This is a genomic window from Ochrobactrum sp. BTU2 (genome assembly GCF_024539785.1).
Classification (GTDB): Bacteria; Pseudomonadota; Alphaproteobacteria; order Rhizobiales; family Rhizobiaceae; genus Brucella; species Brucella anthropi.
The window spans coordinates 421,319-435,833 of the sequence record NZ_JAHWRG010000001.1 but is presented as its reverse complement, the minus strand read 5'-3'; the positions used below and the strand labels follow the sequence as shown (position 1 = coordinate 435,833).

The window sequence follows — 14,515 nt, the reverse complement described above, 5'->3', positions numbered from 1 at the left end:
TTCACGGATACCGAAAATGAAATTCGCTCAGATCATCGCTACCGCAGGCATCATTCAGGCAGCTCTCTTCACCGGCGCAATGGCTGGAGAAAATCTCGACGCCATCAAGTCGGCGGGCGTTTTAAAGATCGGCACTGAAGGCACCTACGCGCCGTTCACCTACCACGACAAGGACAACAAGCTTGTCGGCTTCGACGTGGAGATTGGTGAAGCCGTTGCCGCCAAGCTCGGCGTAAAGCCGGAATTCGTTGAAGGCAAATGGGACGGGCTCATCGCTGGGCTTGATTCCAAACGCTATGATGCCGTTATCAACCAGGTAGGCATTACCGAAGAGCGTCAGAAGAAGTTCAACTTCTCCAACCCCTATATCGTTTCCAAGGTCGTTCTGATCGTCAACGACAAGGACGATACGATCAAGGATTTTGCTGACCTTAAGGGCAAGAAGTCAGCACAGTCGCTCACCAGCAATTACGGCAAGCTCGCGAAGGAAGCTGGCGCTGAACTCGTAGCCACAGATGGTTTCGACCAGTCGATCCAGCTTGTTCTGACAGGCCGTGCGGATGCGACCCTTAATGACAGCCTGTCTTTCCTCGACTTCAAAAAGCACCAGCCTAAGGCTCCGGTTAAGGTTGTGGCCGAGAAAGAAAATGCCGACGCGTCGGGCATCATCGTCCGCAAGGGCGACGATGATCTCGTTACGGCGATCAACAAGGCTCTCGACGAAATTAAAGCCGACGGCACCTACGACAAAATTTCACAGAAGTATTTCGGTCAGGACGTTTCCAAGTAAGCGTTTTTCCTGGTTTACAAGACGAAGCCGGAAGCCACTTCCGGCTTCGTTTTATTGTGATTGTGAAAAACTATTCCCAAGACATGAATGTCAGACTGTATAAGATAAGGACGCGCAGGTTCATCAGCGCAAGTTCATTTCAGTCTGACTTTATGCATTATTGAGGAGCCGAAAACCGTGCCCGATTGGCTTCAACTGATGGTGGAATCCCTGCCGACTCTTTTGTGGGCTGGCTTGATTTTCACCATTCCCCTCACCCTTCTGTCCTTTGCATTCGGCCTGACATTAGGGCTCCTGACCGCGCTCGTGCGCTTGTTCGCTCCGCTCTGGCTTTCATCTATTGCACGCTTCTATGTCTGGATATTTCGCGGCACCCCCCTGCTTGTGCAGTTGTTCGTAATCTTTTACGGCCTGCCAAGCGCCGGCATCTATCTCGATGCATTTCCAGCAGCCGTAATTGGTTTCTCTCTCAGCGTTGGTGCTTATAGTTCGGAGATTATCCGGGCGGTCATATCCGCCGTTCCGAAAGGTCAATGGGAAGCCGCATATTCCATTGGTATGAGCTGGCGTCAGGCACTTGCGCGCACCATTCTGCCACAGGCAACCCGCACCGCAGTACCACCGCTCTCCAATTCCTTCATTTCTTTGGTAAAGGATACGTCGCTTGCAGCCGCCATCACCGTGCCGGAGCTTTTCCAGTCCGCGCAACGTATCGTCGCGACCACTTACGAACCTCTCATCCTCTATATCGAAGCAGCCTTGATCTATCTCGTGATGAGTTCCGTACTCTCAGCGCTGCAAGTGCGCCTTGAAAAACGCTTCGGGCGTTATGGCGGCACACTGGAGACAAACGCATGATCGAGCTGCAACACATCGTAAAGCGCTTCGACGACGCTGTAATCCTTAACGATATCAACGTTGCGATTGCCGAGGGCACAGTAACAGCACTGGTCGGTCCATCCGGCGGAGGCAAAAGCACGTTGCTGCGTTGCATAAACCTGCTGGAGATTCCGACGTCGGGCACTCTGGTTTTGGGTGGCCAGAGTCTCAGCTTCGAGCCTGACCGTAAGCCGAGCTGGCAGGCAATCCAATCAATCCGCCGCCAGACAGGCATGGTGTTTCAGAACTTCCAGCTCTTTCCTCACCAGACCGCGATCCAGAATGTGATGGAAGGCCTCGTTACGGTTCTGAAATGGCCGAAGGACAAGGCAAAAGAACGTGCGATGGAATTGCTCACAAAGGTAGGGATGGCGCATAAAGCGGATGCTTGGCCTTCAACGCTCTCTGGTGGCCAGCAACAGCGTATCGCGATTGCACGTGCACTGGCACCATCCCCGCGTGTTCTGTTATGCGATGAGCCCACCTCGGCCCTTGACCCCGAACTCGCCTCCGAAGTCGTTGATGTTCTGAGCAAACTTGCAAAGGAAGGCACCACCATGGTGATCGCGACACACGACCTGCGGCTCGCTTCCAAAATTGCAAAGAACGTCGTCTTTCTCGAGTCGGGCAATATCGTTGAAACGGGCTCCGCACACGAGGTTTTCACGCGGCCTACGCGTGAGCGCACAAAACAATTCGTTGCGACAATCAACGCAGCCCATACTTACGACATCTAATCTGCAGACATATCGTCTCCTTAAGGGCTTTCGCCACCAGCGAAAGCCCTCGGGCGCGCCGTTGGCTCAAATTTCATACGTGCATTCAAAATTTTCCGGCGGCTCTCGACAGCCTGCCCCTTGGTAAAACAGAAAACCACTGTTACATTATGCACAACGTAGAAATTGAAGCGCCTTGCTTGCGTCCTGACAGGTTCGCGCGGCGCCATAAGGACAAGAACCTTGAAGAACCCCGACGAGCGCACCGCCGAAATGGTGCATCAAGGGGCGTCCGGCGGACAATCGGGCAATTCGCAGGCCCGGAATCCGTCCGATAACGGCAAGCGCAGACCGCGCAAGAAAGCCGTTACAGATATCGGCAATGCCCGTAGTGCATCCGATTCAGGACGCTCAAAGCCACAGGACGAGACCGAAGGCACGAATTCGCAGAGCCAGCGTAAACGCGCACGTCGGCGTCGGCGCGGTAAGTCTGTGCCGGCTGTTGAAGCTTCTGCGCAAAAGCCCGAGGCTGCAGAAGCAGCGAACAACCAACAGCGATCTTCCGGAAAAATCTCGAATCGCCGCCGCCGCGCTCGTAAAAAGAAGCAGTCACGACAACAGGGTGCGCAAACGCCGCTGGTAGCTGAAGCTGCGTTGAAGTCTACGCATAATGTCGCGCGCCCGGAAAGCCAACATGCATCGACGCCGAACAAGCGTAAGGGCGGCAATGGCCAAATGCCCCGCGCTGCTAATGGCGCGCATCACGAAAAGGGCGACGCTCCACTTTATGCGGCTTTGGATCTTGGCACAAATAATTGCCGCCTGCTGGTTGCGTCGCCGACGCGGCCGGGCCAATTCCGCGTTGTGGATGCATTTTCACGCATCGTACGATTGGGAGAAGGCTTGAGTGCCACTGGCCAGCTTAGCGAAAATGCGATGGATCGTGCCGTTGAAGCACTGAAGGTTTGCCGTGACAAACTTGCAGGCAAGAAAATCAGACGTTCGCGACTGATAGCCACCGAAGCCTGCCGTTCGGCTTCGAATGGCGAAGCATTTTTGGCACGGGTTCTGGCTGAAACCGGACTTGAACTGGAGATCGTAGACCGGCAGACGGAAGCCCGGCTCGCTGTTTCAGGCTGCGGTACACTGGTTACCCGCGAAACGGATGCCGTCGTGTTGTTCGATATTGGTGGCGGCTCTTCTGAAATTGCGCTGATTGATGTTTCCCGTCGCCGTTCTCCTCGTCTGGCAGAGCATATCATGGCCTGGACGTCTCTTCCTGTCGGCGTCGTGACGCTCGCAGAACGTTTCGGCGGACGCAATGTCACGCAGGAAAGTTTCGATTCCATGGTTTCGCATGTGACCGATCTGCTTGCGCAATTTGCCGAGCGGCAGTGTCTCGGAAATCTGACTGCCAGTCCACGTTTCCACCTGCTGGGTACATCTGGAACCGTAACCACGCTCGCTGGAATTCATCTCGGCCTCGACCGCTACGATCGGCGCCGGGTCGATGGCATGTGGATGGGTGCCGACGATGTGACGCAAATGACCAACCGTCTTCTCTCATGGGATTTTGACGCTCGTGTAGCCAACCCGTGTATTGGCGCAGATCGCGCCGATCTGGTATTGGCAGGCTGTGCTATTCTCGATGCGATACGCAAAGTATGGCCCAGCGAAAAACTACTAGTTGCCGATCGTGGTTTGCGTGAAGGCATTTTGACCGAACTGATGTCGCGCGACGGCGCATGGCGGCACAATCGCGCGACAGGCGCTAGAAACAGGCACTGAAAATGAGCAAGGCAGGCGGAAACAAGGGTGGAGTAAAAACTGGTGGTCGCGGTGGCGCGGGCTCCAGCAATCTGCAGGTACGTGTGAAGAAAAAGGCAGGCACGATCAAGGAATCGTCACGCCGCTGGCTGCAGCGCCATTTGAACGACCCCTATGTGCACAAATCCAGGCAGGACGGATATCGTTCGCGCGCAGCCTACAAGCTCATTGAAATCAATGATCGTTATGATCTGCTCAAAAAGGGCCAGAAGATCATCGATCTCGGCGCTGCGCCTGGCGGCTGGTCGCAGATCGCGGCCAAGATTGTCGGTTCAACCGACGAGAATCCGCACGTCGTTGGCATCGACTACCTTCACGTCGACCCCCTGCCCGGCGTTGTCTTGCTGGAAATGGATTTTCTCGATGATGAGGCGCCACAAAAACTGATGGATGCGCTCGGTGACAAGCCCGATTTAGTTATTTCCGACATGGCTGCCCCGACGACTGGCCACCGCAGGACTGATCATCTGCGTACCGTGCATCTGTGTGAAGTCGCCGCTGATTTTGCCATTTCGGTTTTGAAGCCGGGCGGGCATTTTCTCACCAAGACATTCCAGGGTGGCACGGAAAATGAACTACTAGCTCTGCTGAAGCAGAAGTTCCGCTCTGTGCATCATGTCAAACCACCTGCATCACGCGCGGAATCGGTCGAGCTTTATCTACTCGCCCGCGATTTCAAAGGCTGAAGCTTATTTTCCGGCTGAGGTGCTCGCGGCTTCGATGGCTGCGGGCTCCTTACCGTGATGTTTCACGACTGTTGGCGCAGACAGTTCCTTGCCTGCATCAGGTGCGAGCCGCGCAAACCAGAGAAAAGCCAGAGCGGAAACGGCAGCAACCACAAAGAAGCCGATGTGGAAGTCCACCAACTCGAGATGGGCTCCGCGTAACGACGTACTGATTTCCAGAATACCACCTGCCAATGCCACACCGATAGCAATGGAAACCTGCTGCGCCACTGCCGTGATGGGCGTCGCCTGACTGGTCTTTTCATCGGGGATTTCGGCGAAAGCCAGCGCATTGACACCAGTGAAAAACAACGAACGCGCAAAGCCCCCCACCAGCAAAAAGCCGATGATGATCCAGTAAGGTGTTGTCGGTGTGAACAGGCCGTTGACGGCAATGAAGCAGGCCGAAATCAAGGACCCTGCCATCAAGGCGCGCCGGAAACCAACGCGAACAAAGATACGCTTTGCACCGAATTTCATGCTGATCGCACCGATCGCCGAAACGAAAGTCATCATACCCGATTGAAACGGTGTGAGACCAAAGCCAAGCTGAAACATCAATGGCAGCAGGAATGGAATAGCCCCAATCCCGAACCGGAAAATGCTGCCGCCGATGACTGCGGAACGAAATACCTGATTATCGAAAAGTTTCAGGTTCAGCAGCGGATCATCGGTTCTCCTCGCATGTTGAAGATAGAGAACCGTGCAGACAATACCGATTGCAAGGGTTGTAAAACCAACCGCTGGCGGCAAGGCTGGCAGGCTGACGACCGACAGTCCGAAGACAACGCCAGACATTGCGATCCCGGAAAGAAAGAAGCCCGTCCAATCAAGGCGCTTTACGATGCGCTCGTCTGTGTCCGGCAGGAACCGCGTTGCAAACCAGATACCGACGAAACCGATCGGTACATTAATCAGGAATATCCAATGCCAAGTCAGGAAAGTCGTGATGAAACCACCGACTGGTGGACCTACCAGCGGCCCGACCATTGCTGGAATCGTAAGCCACGCCATAGCTGACACAAGTTCACTGCGCGGAGTCGAACGGATAAGTACTAGACGGCCAACCGGTGTCATCATCGCACCGCCCATGCCCTGCAAAAACCGCGCAACGACGAAAGCAGTCAGTGAATTCGATGCAGCGCAGGCTACAGAACCAACCACGAATACCGCAATTGCAGCCCGGAAGACATTCTTGGCCCCGAAGCGATCCGCCATCCAGCCGCTGACGGGAATGAAAACTGCGAGCGCAACAAGGTAAGCGGTCAGTGCCAGCTTGAGCGCAATAGGGCTTGTACCGATGTCAGCAGCGATAGCAGGAAGCGACGTCGAGATGACGTTCGAATCCATCTGCTCCATGAATAGGGCTATGGCCAGTACGAGAGGAATGATGCGATTCACGGTAATATTCCGAAATGACGGATATTTAAGAGCTGACAATCCTATGTAGCGCCGCACTGATTATTGCTAGTCAGAGCAGCGTCACATTGCGGTGAATATGCGATAAAATCAGTAATTTATCGCAGTTTTGGGCCTAACTGGCTCTCTGTCGACAAAAGTCACTGAATTTCTCACGCCAGATTTCAACCGTTCACATTTGCGTAAAACAGGGTTGCGCTTCCCGTAACAGCTTGTTACATTTCGTTACAGTTTCACGAGGCTTCGAACCGGGTGGGGGGCCGCTCCGGTTCAAGGAGGTAGGAAATGAACGATATTACAAGAACCGCCATCATCTACGGGATGATGATCATTTCACTCAATACTGCGCTTGCAGTCGGCCTTCTTGGGCTTGATTTCCTGCATTAAAGCGTGCCCCTAAACAAAGTTTTTTGCCCTCCAGGCAGACATGAAAAAGAGCGTTTCCAATAAAATGGAAGCGCTCTTTTCGTTTCATACAGTCTCCGCAGTGTTGGCAAAGATTGCACTATGTGCCTCACAGTCAGAGAATTCGACCCTGACTGTTCGGGTCAAAGAAGACCGACTTGTCCAGGTTGAAGGCCAACGTGGCCGGTTGCCCCGCAGCGATGCGGGCATCTGCGCGCAGTCGTGCCACAACGTGCTTGCCGCCCAATCGCGTAACAGCAAACGTATCCGAGCCTGCGGGCTCGACAACATCTATCAGGCAATCCCCTTCCACTATCGCATTTGCATTGCGATCAGCTCCATCCGGATCTGTGAGTGCTTCAGGGCGAATACCGAAGACAATATCCTGGCCTTCATAAGCGCCTAGTCCTTGGGGCGCCGCCTTCAATGGCAGCTTCAGTGGCTCGCCTTCGCCTCGTCCGAGATTGATGGCATAGCCCGAACCGTTCTTTTCGACTCGAGCAGTTAGCAGGTTCATTGCTGGCGATCCCATGAAGTCAGCAACGAACATATTGGACGGATTATTGTAGATTTCGGCTGGCGTTCCGAATTGCTGCAAGATTCCATCCTTGAGAACGGCGATCTTAGTTGCCAGCGTCATTGCCTCGATCTGATCGTGCGTCACATAAACGATCGTAGTTTTCATCCGGCTGTGCAGCCGTTTAATCTCGGTGCGCATGTCGACACGCAGCTTGGCATCGAGGTTGGAAAGTGGTTCATCGAACAGGAAGACCTGCGGATTACGCACCAGAGCACGCCCCATGGCCACACGCTGACGTTGGCCGCCTGAAAGCTGGCTTGGTTTGCGATCCAGCAGATGGCCGATCTGCAGGATATCGGCAACTTCCTGAATGGCCTTATCGCGCTCAGCCTTCGGAACCTTACGAATTTCCATGCCGAATGCGATATTCCCGGCAACCGTCATATTCGGATAAAGCGCATAAGACTGGAAGACCATTGCAATATCGCGCTGGGATGGATGCAGGCCGGACACCGACTTGCCATTGATGGCTATGTCACCCGATGTGATCGGCTCAAGCCCGGCGATAGTATTCAACAATGTTGACTTGCCGCAGCCAGACGGGCCCACGAGAACGAGGAAACCGCCTTCATCAATCTCGATATTGATATCCTTCAAAACCGAAACATTGCCGTAGGATTTGTAGAGATCAGATATTTTCAGAAAAGACATTGCAACTTATCCCTTTACGGCACCGGACATCAGGCCACGTACGAAATAGCGACCGGAAACGATATAGACGATCAGCGTCGGCAGAGCTGCCAAGATTGCAGCTGCGAAATGGACATTGTATTCCTTAACGCCGGTGGAGGAGGAAACCAGATTGTTGAGTGCAACCGTCATCGGTGTGGAATTCGCACCCGAGAAGGAGGCACCGAACAGAAAGTCGTTCCAGATGTTCGTGAACTGCCAGATCACCGACACAACGATGATCGGTCCTGAAGACGGTAGCAAAATACGCCAGAATATCTGGAAGAAGCTCGCTCCGTCGATCTGCGCCGCCCGCACCAGTTCTGTCGGGAAGGCTTCATAATAATTGCGGAAATAGAGCGTCGTGAAACCGATACCGTAAACCACATGCACGAGGATCAGTCCCCAAATCGTGCCCGCAATCCCCAGAAAACCAAGAACACGCGCCATCGGAATGAGCACGATCTGGAACGGAATGAAGCACGACAGCAGTAGCAAGCCAAAAAAGATGTTCGACCCGCGGAATTGCCATTTGGTCAGAACGTAACCGTTCAACGCGCCGACGATAGTCGAGATCGCAACGGCTGGAACCACCATCAGGATCGAGTTGATGAAGAACGGCTTCAGCCCGGTAGGCTGAACTCCGATCTGTGCCGTCGACCAGGCAGATAACCATGGTTCGATGGTCCATTGCTGCGGGAGGTTCAACATCCCGCCCTGGCGGATTTCTTCAAGGGGTTTGAAGGAGTTGACCAGCATCACATAGAGCGGCAGCAGATAATAGAATGCGAAGAGCAGTAGCGCAGTGTAGATCAGCGCTCGCGTCAGCTTTCCGCTGTTGATAGCATTGTCTTGCGACTGGGCGCTCATGACCGAGACCCTCCGCGAATTTCAGAATACAGATAAGGAATGATAATCGAGAAGATCATCGCCAGCATGATAATCGCCGACGATGCACCGATACCCATCTGGTTCCGTGTGAACGTATAGGAATACATGAAAGTCGCAGGTAATTCGGTGGCCTGCCCCGGACCGCCACCGGTCAGCGCAATAACAAGATCGTATGCCTTGATTGCCAGATGAGCGAGAACCACGAAAGCCGACAGGAAAACCGGACGCATCAGCGGGATAATGATGCGTCGATAGATCGTACCGGATGATGCTCCGTCAATCTGCGCTGCTTTGATGATTTCATTATCCACGCCGCGCAATCCTGCGAGGAACATTGCCATCACAAATCCGGAGGATTGCCACACAGCAGCAATCACCAGACAGTAGATTGCCATTGTATTGCTCTTGATCCAGTTGAAGGAGAAACTCTCCCAACCCCACAAATGCATTGTGTTTTCCAGACCGATACCTGGATCAAGAAACCACTTCCATGCCGTTCCAGTGACGATGAAAGATAACGCCATTGGATAAAGATAGATCGGACGTAGAACGCCTTCACCCCGGATCTTCTGGTCAAGAAGGATCGCAAGGAACAGCCCGATAACCGAACAGATAATGATGTAGAGCGATGCAAAGATCGCCAGATTGGTGATCGCACGCCACCAATGAGGCAAGGCCCACAACTTGGTGTAATTCGTAAGTCCGACGAAGCCATATGACGGCAGCATTCGGCTATTGGTTAGCGAAAGAACACCTGTATAGATGATAAAACCATAGACAAACACGAGCACTATCAGAAAGCTCGGCCCCAGAACCAGCTTTGGCACCAGTTCTTGTAATCGGTTGTTACGCTGCATATCTGCGTCACCTTGTTTACGCCACCCGGACATATGCCAAACATCAGGCGCACGTTCCGGACATCTGTTTGATCGGCATTCCAGCGCTTCTGCATTATGCGCGACCGAATGCACCCAATAAATTCAGTCTGCTGCAATTTCCGATGGAAACATGCAGGCCTTCATCATGCAATTGTTGTTTTGATTTCTGGCCACTGATGCCAGTACTTTCAGATGCTCTACCAATATCCAAAACACCTGAGATAGAAGGCGTCCGGAAAGGACCGGACGCCTCTTTGCTGTTATTTTGCACCTTCAACAGCCGACACGAGTTCTTTGACGGCATCTTCCGAGGAAAGTTGACCGTTGAACTGGCGTGTTACGACGTCATAGATCGCATTCTTCACCGCAGCAGGGTTAGCGTAACCATGCGCCATGGAGCCCAGCATCGTGCCTTTTTCACTCGCTTCCTTTTCGTCAGCGATAGCCTTCTTGCCGCAAGCATCGAAGTCGGTATCAGGCACATCGGTACGAGCCGGAGCGGAGCCCTTCACTACGTTGAATGCCGACTGGAAAGTCGGACTTTCAATCGCCGATGCCATTTCAAGCTGTGCAGGAACCTTGTCTTCCGAGACTTTGAACATGGCAAACATATCGGAGTTGAATGTGATAGCGCCCTGGGTGCCCGGATAGCGCATGCAGACGAAGTCTTCGCCCGGCTTCTTGCCAGCCTTGACAAACTCACCCTTCGCCCAGTCGCCCATGAACTGAAGGCCGGCTTTGCCTTCAATGACCATAGCTGAAGCCAGGTTCCAGTCGCGACCGGAGAAGTTATCGTCAACATAGGAACGCAGCTTCGTCATACGATCAAAAGCCTGCTTCATCGTATCGCTGCCGAGCGTTTCGGGATCCAGATCGATGAAGGCCTTCTTGTAGAAATCTGTACCGAAAGAAAGCACTACAGCATCAAATATCGTTGCGTCCTGCCATGGCTGGCCGCCATGAGCGATCGGAGTGATGCCCTGTTCCTTGAACTTATCAAGGAGAGCGATCAGTTCATCCCAGTTGGTAGGCTCCTTGCCGCCAGCCTTGTCGAGCGCTGCCTTGTTGATCCACATCCAGTTGGTGGAGTGAACATTGACAGGAGCAGCGATCCAGTGGCCGTCATACTTGGCAAACTCCTGCAGAGGAGCCGGAATGACCTTTTCCCAACCTTCCTTGTTTGCGATCTCATCAAGATTACCAAGAGCACCCTGCTCTGCCCAATCGCGGATGTCGAAGCCGAGCATCTGCACTGCCGTCGGAGCATTTCCAGCTGTGACGCGCGCGCGCAGTACTGTCATGGCTTCCGTACCACCGCCACCGGCAACCGGCATATCGGTCCAGCTAATGCCCTTCTTTTCGAGATCCTTCTTGAGAACGTCGAGCGCGGCGGCTTCACCGCCAGCAGTCCACCAATGCAGAACTTCAACATTCTGCTTATCCTGCGCACTGGCAACAGGGGCCATTCCGGCGAGCAAAGCACAGGCGGCTGTACCCATCGCGGCGAGCTTCAAAAGTTTATGCATGTCTACCTCCCGTAGAAACAAACGAAACTAAAACTATCGGATATCTGGCTAAGCCTTTGCTTCAGCGCAGTAATCCATCTCGTCATTCCCATCCGCGCCTCTTCGGCACAGACCCGAAACCAGCTGCACCACACAACCAGTTTCTCCTACTCACTGCCGCAATACGATGCGAAAGCTTCCGCTTTCACCTGTGCCCGGCCATCCCTCACGACGCTTTTCCTGAAATCCTCCATCCCACTCATACGCCGCTTAAGCCCAATTGACAACGTTGTCTTTTAAGGATGCTAAATATCCGCAAGACAAGATGTGAACATAGGATAGGCCCAAACCCTGCCAGGGTGTCAATATCTTCCGATAGATAAAACGCGTAAAATTCAATCGATTAAAACTTCAGGTAGAGCCAGCACCCTGAAAAACGCTTAGAAATTAAAGCATTACCACCTCAAGGGCAGCGTTTTACATGGTGCCTCCCATCAAACCAGCACTCTCCCCCCCCTCATCGACCTGAAATGTCGGGAGTATAAAATTTCCCTTATTTTACTGGACAAGCCCGCGACGAAACCCTAATTTCACGCCGCTCGCACAATGGTGTGCGGGCTTGTTCTCGGGGCGGGGTGAAACTCCCCACCGGCGGTATGAAGCGAAAGTTTCGAGCCCGCGAGCGCCTGAAAAGATGCCGATTCGGCTTTGTTCAGGGTCAGCAGATCCGGTGAGATGCCGGAGCCGACGGTTAAAGTCCGGATGGAAGAGAGCGAATGAGCGTTAGGATTGCGCCCTTGGGCACAATCAATGCGTTCTTTTGTGCGCCCTGATTCTAGTTTCGTGTGGAACCTATGAACCAGAGCTATCCGAACAAGACTTCCTTCAAGATCGCATTCATTCAGGCGCGTTGGCATGCCGATATTGTCGACGAAGCTCGCAAGAGCTTTATCGCGGAACTGTCCGCAAAGGCTGGCACCAATATAGAAGTCGAAGTCTTCGACGTTCCAGGCGCTTATGAAATTCCTCTCCACGCCAAAACTCTGGCCAAAACCGGCCAGTATGCTGCCATTGTCGGCGCTGCGTTCGTCGTGGATGGCGGCATCTATCGACATGATTTCGTGGCAACTGCCGTCATCAACGGCATGATGCAAGTCGGCCTAGAGGCCGAAGTTCCGGTGCTCAGCGTTGTTCTGACGCCGCATCATTTCCATGAAAGCAAGGAACATCATGAATTTTTCCATGCCCACTTCAAAGTGAAGGGCGTGGAAGCAGCCAATGCGGTGTTGCAGGTCGTTAGCGAACGCAGCCGTATTACCGCCCTTGCATAATGATGCTTCGACCGGCCTTTGCGAAAAGGCCGGTCATTCTCCTGCGATACGCTCTCCGTGGGCATAAACGTCGAATTCATCACCCCTTACTAAGGCAACAAGTGTCAGATTGGCCTCCTGAGCCGTTCGGATGGCAAGAGCTGTCGGCGCAGAGATTGCGGCCAGAACCGGCGCGCCGAACATAACTGCTTTCTGCACCATTTCGACCGAAACACGGCTGGTAATCGCGACTATCCCATTTCCCGGTGCAGTACCGGTAAGCGAGACAGCTCCGACGAGTTTATCCAATGCGTTGTGCCGCCCCACGTCCTCACGTACAGCAATAAGCCCCTCGCCTGGCACATAGAACCCCGCCGCATGAACTGCATGGGTCTCAGCATTCAGTTGCTGCTCTTTGGTAAGAGACGCGACAGCCATTGAAATATCGTTGGAAGAGAATTTCCTATCACCTTGTTCCAAAGCCTCAAGCGACCGCAACGCATGGTCGATTGAATCTATACCACAGAGACCACACCCAACGGGACCAGCCATAAACCTGCGTCGCGCGGCAAGCCTCTGCTCGGGGCGTTCGGACAGTCTGATCTGTAGGTCTATACCCTTTTCAAAGGCTACGACATCAACCGCTTCTATCTCGGAAATATGGTCAACGATATTCTCGGTGAGCGTGAAACCGATCGCGAAGTCCTCAAGATTATCCGGCGTAGCCATCATTACGGCTTGGGTTGAACCGTTATAGCTGACCGCCACAGGCACTTCTTCCGGGACCATTCGGGTGCTTTCATGAAAGCTCGACACACGATGCGCGATACGTACAGCGCTCTGGCTAACCTTGTGGATCGTCACCTTAATCGCTCCCCTGTCATCGCATCCGTTCTCCCAGCAGTTTCATGTGGCATGAAAACAACTTTAATGTAAGTTGCCACCGGACAAGCCGTCGCGATTTGAGCGGCAAGTGAGGAAAATATGGATATTCGCCAGGTAGACGACAATTATTCAGTCTCGGGCCAGATCGAGCCCGACGACGTACGCGATATTGCAGCGGAGGGATTTCGCACAATCATTTGCAATCGGCCTGACGGCGAAGGCGGCCCTGAACAACCCGAGTTCAGCGAAATTGCACGTGTCGCCGAAAAAGCCGGGCTTGCAACTTACTACATCCCGGTTGTAGGCGGACAATTGACGCAAGAAGATGTGGATGCGATGGCAGCAGCGCTGGATGAAGCTGAGGGCCCCATTCTTGGTTACTGCCGATCGGGTGCACGCTCTACGAATATTTACGGGATCGTGCAGCAGCAAAAGCGCGGATAAAGAACGAGCGCAAGCTATGTGGGCGGTGAAGCCGCAAAGGCATTTCAACAGTCTTTGCAAACATGGCGATCACCGTCCAGAAAGCCGGGTGCGACCCGAATGAACACCGCGCGATGTATGAGCGCAATATTGGCGATAATAGCTCATACCGGTACGTGTCACAGTCGCAACAACACCGCCAAGAACGAGAAGCCATCCAATGGCCTGTGGCCAGTTGAAGCTTTCAATACCGCCGCTCAGCGCGACAATAAAGATACCAGCCCAGAGCAGAGCAGCCGTACGGCGCCAGAATAACGGGTTGAGCTCATCGAAGACAGCCTTCCACAGTGAGTGAACAAGGCAGGCGAAGAAAAGGGCAGCGGCCAGCCCGATATTGAGCAACTCGACCGGAAGCCATTGTTGCGAAGTAAGCATCGTTTCCATCATCCACTTAACCAAGATGCGTATCGAGGACCCCGTTACGGGATTTGTCTTTACGATCACTAGTACTGTTACTGTTCGTCCTATTCAGCTTTCGCTTTGTGGCCGTAACGTGTTACAAGCACGGAAAGCTCCTTCGGATAAATTCACTTATTATTGCGATCACGCGAAA

14 protein-coding genes and 1 riboswitch are annotated in these 14,515 nt (G+C 53.4%); of the genes, 7 read left to right on the top strand and 7 right to left on the bottom strand.

The window, feature by feature from the left end; all coding sequences use genetic code 11:
* Positions 1–16: 16 nt before the first annotated feature.
* The 5 genes from KWJ32_RS02110 (at position 17) to KWJ32_RS02090 (ending at position 4,898) form a co-directional block, all read left to right on the top strand.
* Positions 17–790, top strand: a complete 774-nt coding sequence (locus KWJ32_RS02110) for an amino acid ABC transporter substrate-binding protein (protein ID WP_010658994.1) — start codon at positions 17–19, stop codon at positions 788–790.
* A gap of 177 nt (positions 791–967) precedes the next feature.
* Complete coding sequence (locus KWJ32_RS02105; protein ID WP_010658995.1) at positions 968–1,648, top strand: ABC transporter permease subunit; 681 nt, start codon at positions 968–970, stop codon at positions 1,646–1,648.
* The gene (locus KWJ32_RS02100) at positions 1,645–2,406 is read left to right on the top strand and encodes an amino acid ABC transporter ATP-binding protein (RefSeq protein WP_012093173.1); all 762 of its coding nucleotides are present in this window, start codon (positions 1,645–1,647) and stop codon (positions 2,404–2,406) included. Before KWJ32_RS02105 ends, KWJ32_RS02100 begins: the two co-directional genes overlap by 4 nt.
* Before the next feature lie 222 nt (positions 2,407–2,628).
* A complete protein-coding gene (locus KWJ32_RS02095) occupies positions 2,629–4,173 on the top strand; it encodes a Ppx/GppA phosphatase family protein (RefSeq protein ID WP_036587390.1) in 1,545 nt (514 codons plus the stop codon).
* Positions 4,174–4,175: 2 nt separating this feature from the next.
* Entirely contained in the window at positions 4,176–4,898 is a 723-nt protein-coding gene (locus KWJ32_RS02090) for an RlmE family RNA methyltransferase (RefSeq protein WP_012093175.1), read from the top strand.
* Positions 4,899–4,901: 3 nt separating this feature from the next.
* Here the strand turns inward: KWJ32_RS02090 and KWJ32_RS02085 are convergent, their stop codons facing one another.
* The 5 genes from KWJ32_RS02085 to KWJ32_RS02065 all read right to left on the bottom strand — a co-directional run bounded on the left by KWJ32_RS02085 (position 4,902) and on the right by KWJ32_RS02065 (position 11,305).
* Positions 4,902–6,338: a DHA2 family efflux MFS transporter permease subunit gene (locus KWJ32_RS02085; protein ID WP_040128274.1), complete on the bottom strand. Its 1,437-nt coding sequence runs from the start codon at positions 6,336–6,338 to the stop codon at positions 4,902–4,904.
* Positions 6,339–6,876: 538 nt separating this feature from the next.
* Positions 6,877–7,992, bottom strand: coding sequence for a sn-glycerol-3-phosphate ABC transporter ATP-binding protein UgpC (gene ugpC / locus KWJ32_RS02080; RefSeq protein WP_010659001.1), 1,116 nt, complete (start codon positions 7,990–7,992; stop codon positions 6,877–6,879).
* 6 nt (positions 7,993–7,998) lie between these two features.
* Positions 7,999–8,880 (bottom strand): carbohydrate ABC transporter permease, encoded by an 882-nt coding sequence (locus KWJ32_RS02075; protein WP_010659002.1) that lies wholly within the window; start codon positions 8,878–8,880, stop codon positions 7,999–8,001.
* Entirely contained in the window at positions 8,877–9,758 is an 882-nt protein-coding gene (locus KWJ32_RS02070; protein WP_010659003.1) for a sugar ABC transporter permease, read from the bottom strand. Before KWJ32_RS02070 ends, KWJ32_RS02075 begins: the two co-directional genes overlap by 4 nt.
* Before the next feature lie 281 nt (positions 9,759–10,039).
* Complete coding sequence (locus tag KWJ32_RS02065) at positions 10,040–11,305, bottom strand: ABC transporter substrate-binding protein (protein ID WP_010659004.1); 1,266 nt, start codon at positions 11,303–11,305, stop codon at positions 10,040–10,042.
* 596 nt (positions 11,306–11,901) lie between these two features.
* Positions 11,902–12,062, top strand: a riboswitch (FMN riboswitch).
* A gap of 76 nt (positions 12,063–12,138) precedes the next feature.
* On the opposite strand from KWJ32_RS02065, the gene KWJ32_RS02060 reads away from it, so the two are divergent.
* Positions 12,139–12,615, top strand: coding sequence for a 6,7-dimethyl-8-ribityllumazine synthase (locus KWJ32_RS02060; protein ID WP_012093178.1), 477 nt, complete (start codon positions 12,139–12,141; stop codon positions 12,613–12,615).
* 33 nt (positions 12,616–12,648) lie between these two features.
* Here the strand turns inward: KWJ32_RS02060 and fdhD are convergent, their stop codons facing one another.
* Positions 12,649–13,458, bottom strand: a complete 810-nt coding sequence (fdhD, locus tag KWJ32_RS02055) for a formate dehydrogenase accessory sulfurtransferase FdhD (protein ID WP_012093180.1) — start codon at positions 13,456–13,458, stop codon at positions 12,649–12,651.
* Between the two features lie 120 nt (positions 13,459–13,578).
* Here fdhD and KWJ32_RS02050 point away from each other — a divergent pair, with 120 nt between their 5' ends.
* Positions 13,579–13,923: a TIGR01244 family sulfur transferase gene (locus KWJ32_RS02050; protein WP_010659007.1), complete on the top strand. Its 345-nt coding sequence runs from the start codon at positions 13,579–13,581 to the stop codon at positions 13,921–13,923.
* A 69-nt stretch (positions 13,924–13,992) separates the two neighbouring features.
* Here KWJ32_RS02050 and KWJ32_RS02045 read toward each other — a convergent pair whose 3' ends face one another.
* Positions 13,993–14,349: a hypothetical protein gene (locus KWJ32_RS02045; RefSeq protein WP_012093181.1), complete on the bottom strand. Its 357-nt coding sequence runs from the start codon at positions 14,347–14,349 to the stop codon at positions 13,993–13,995.
* Positions 14,350–14,515: the final 166 nt, after the last annotated feature.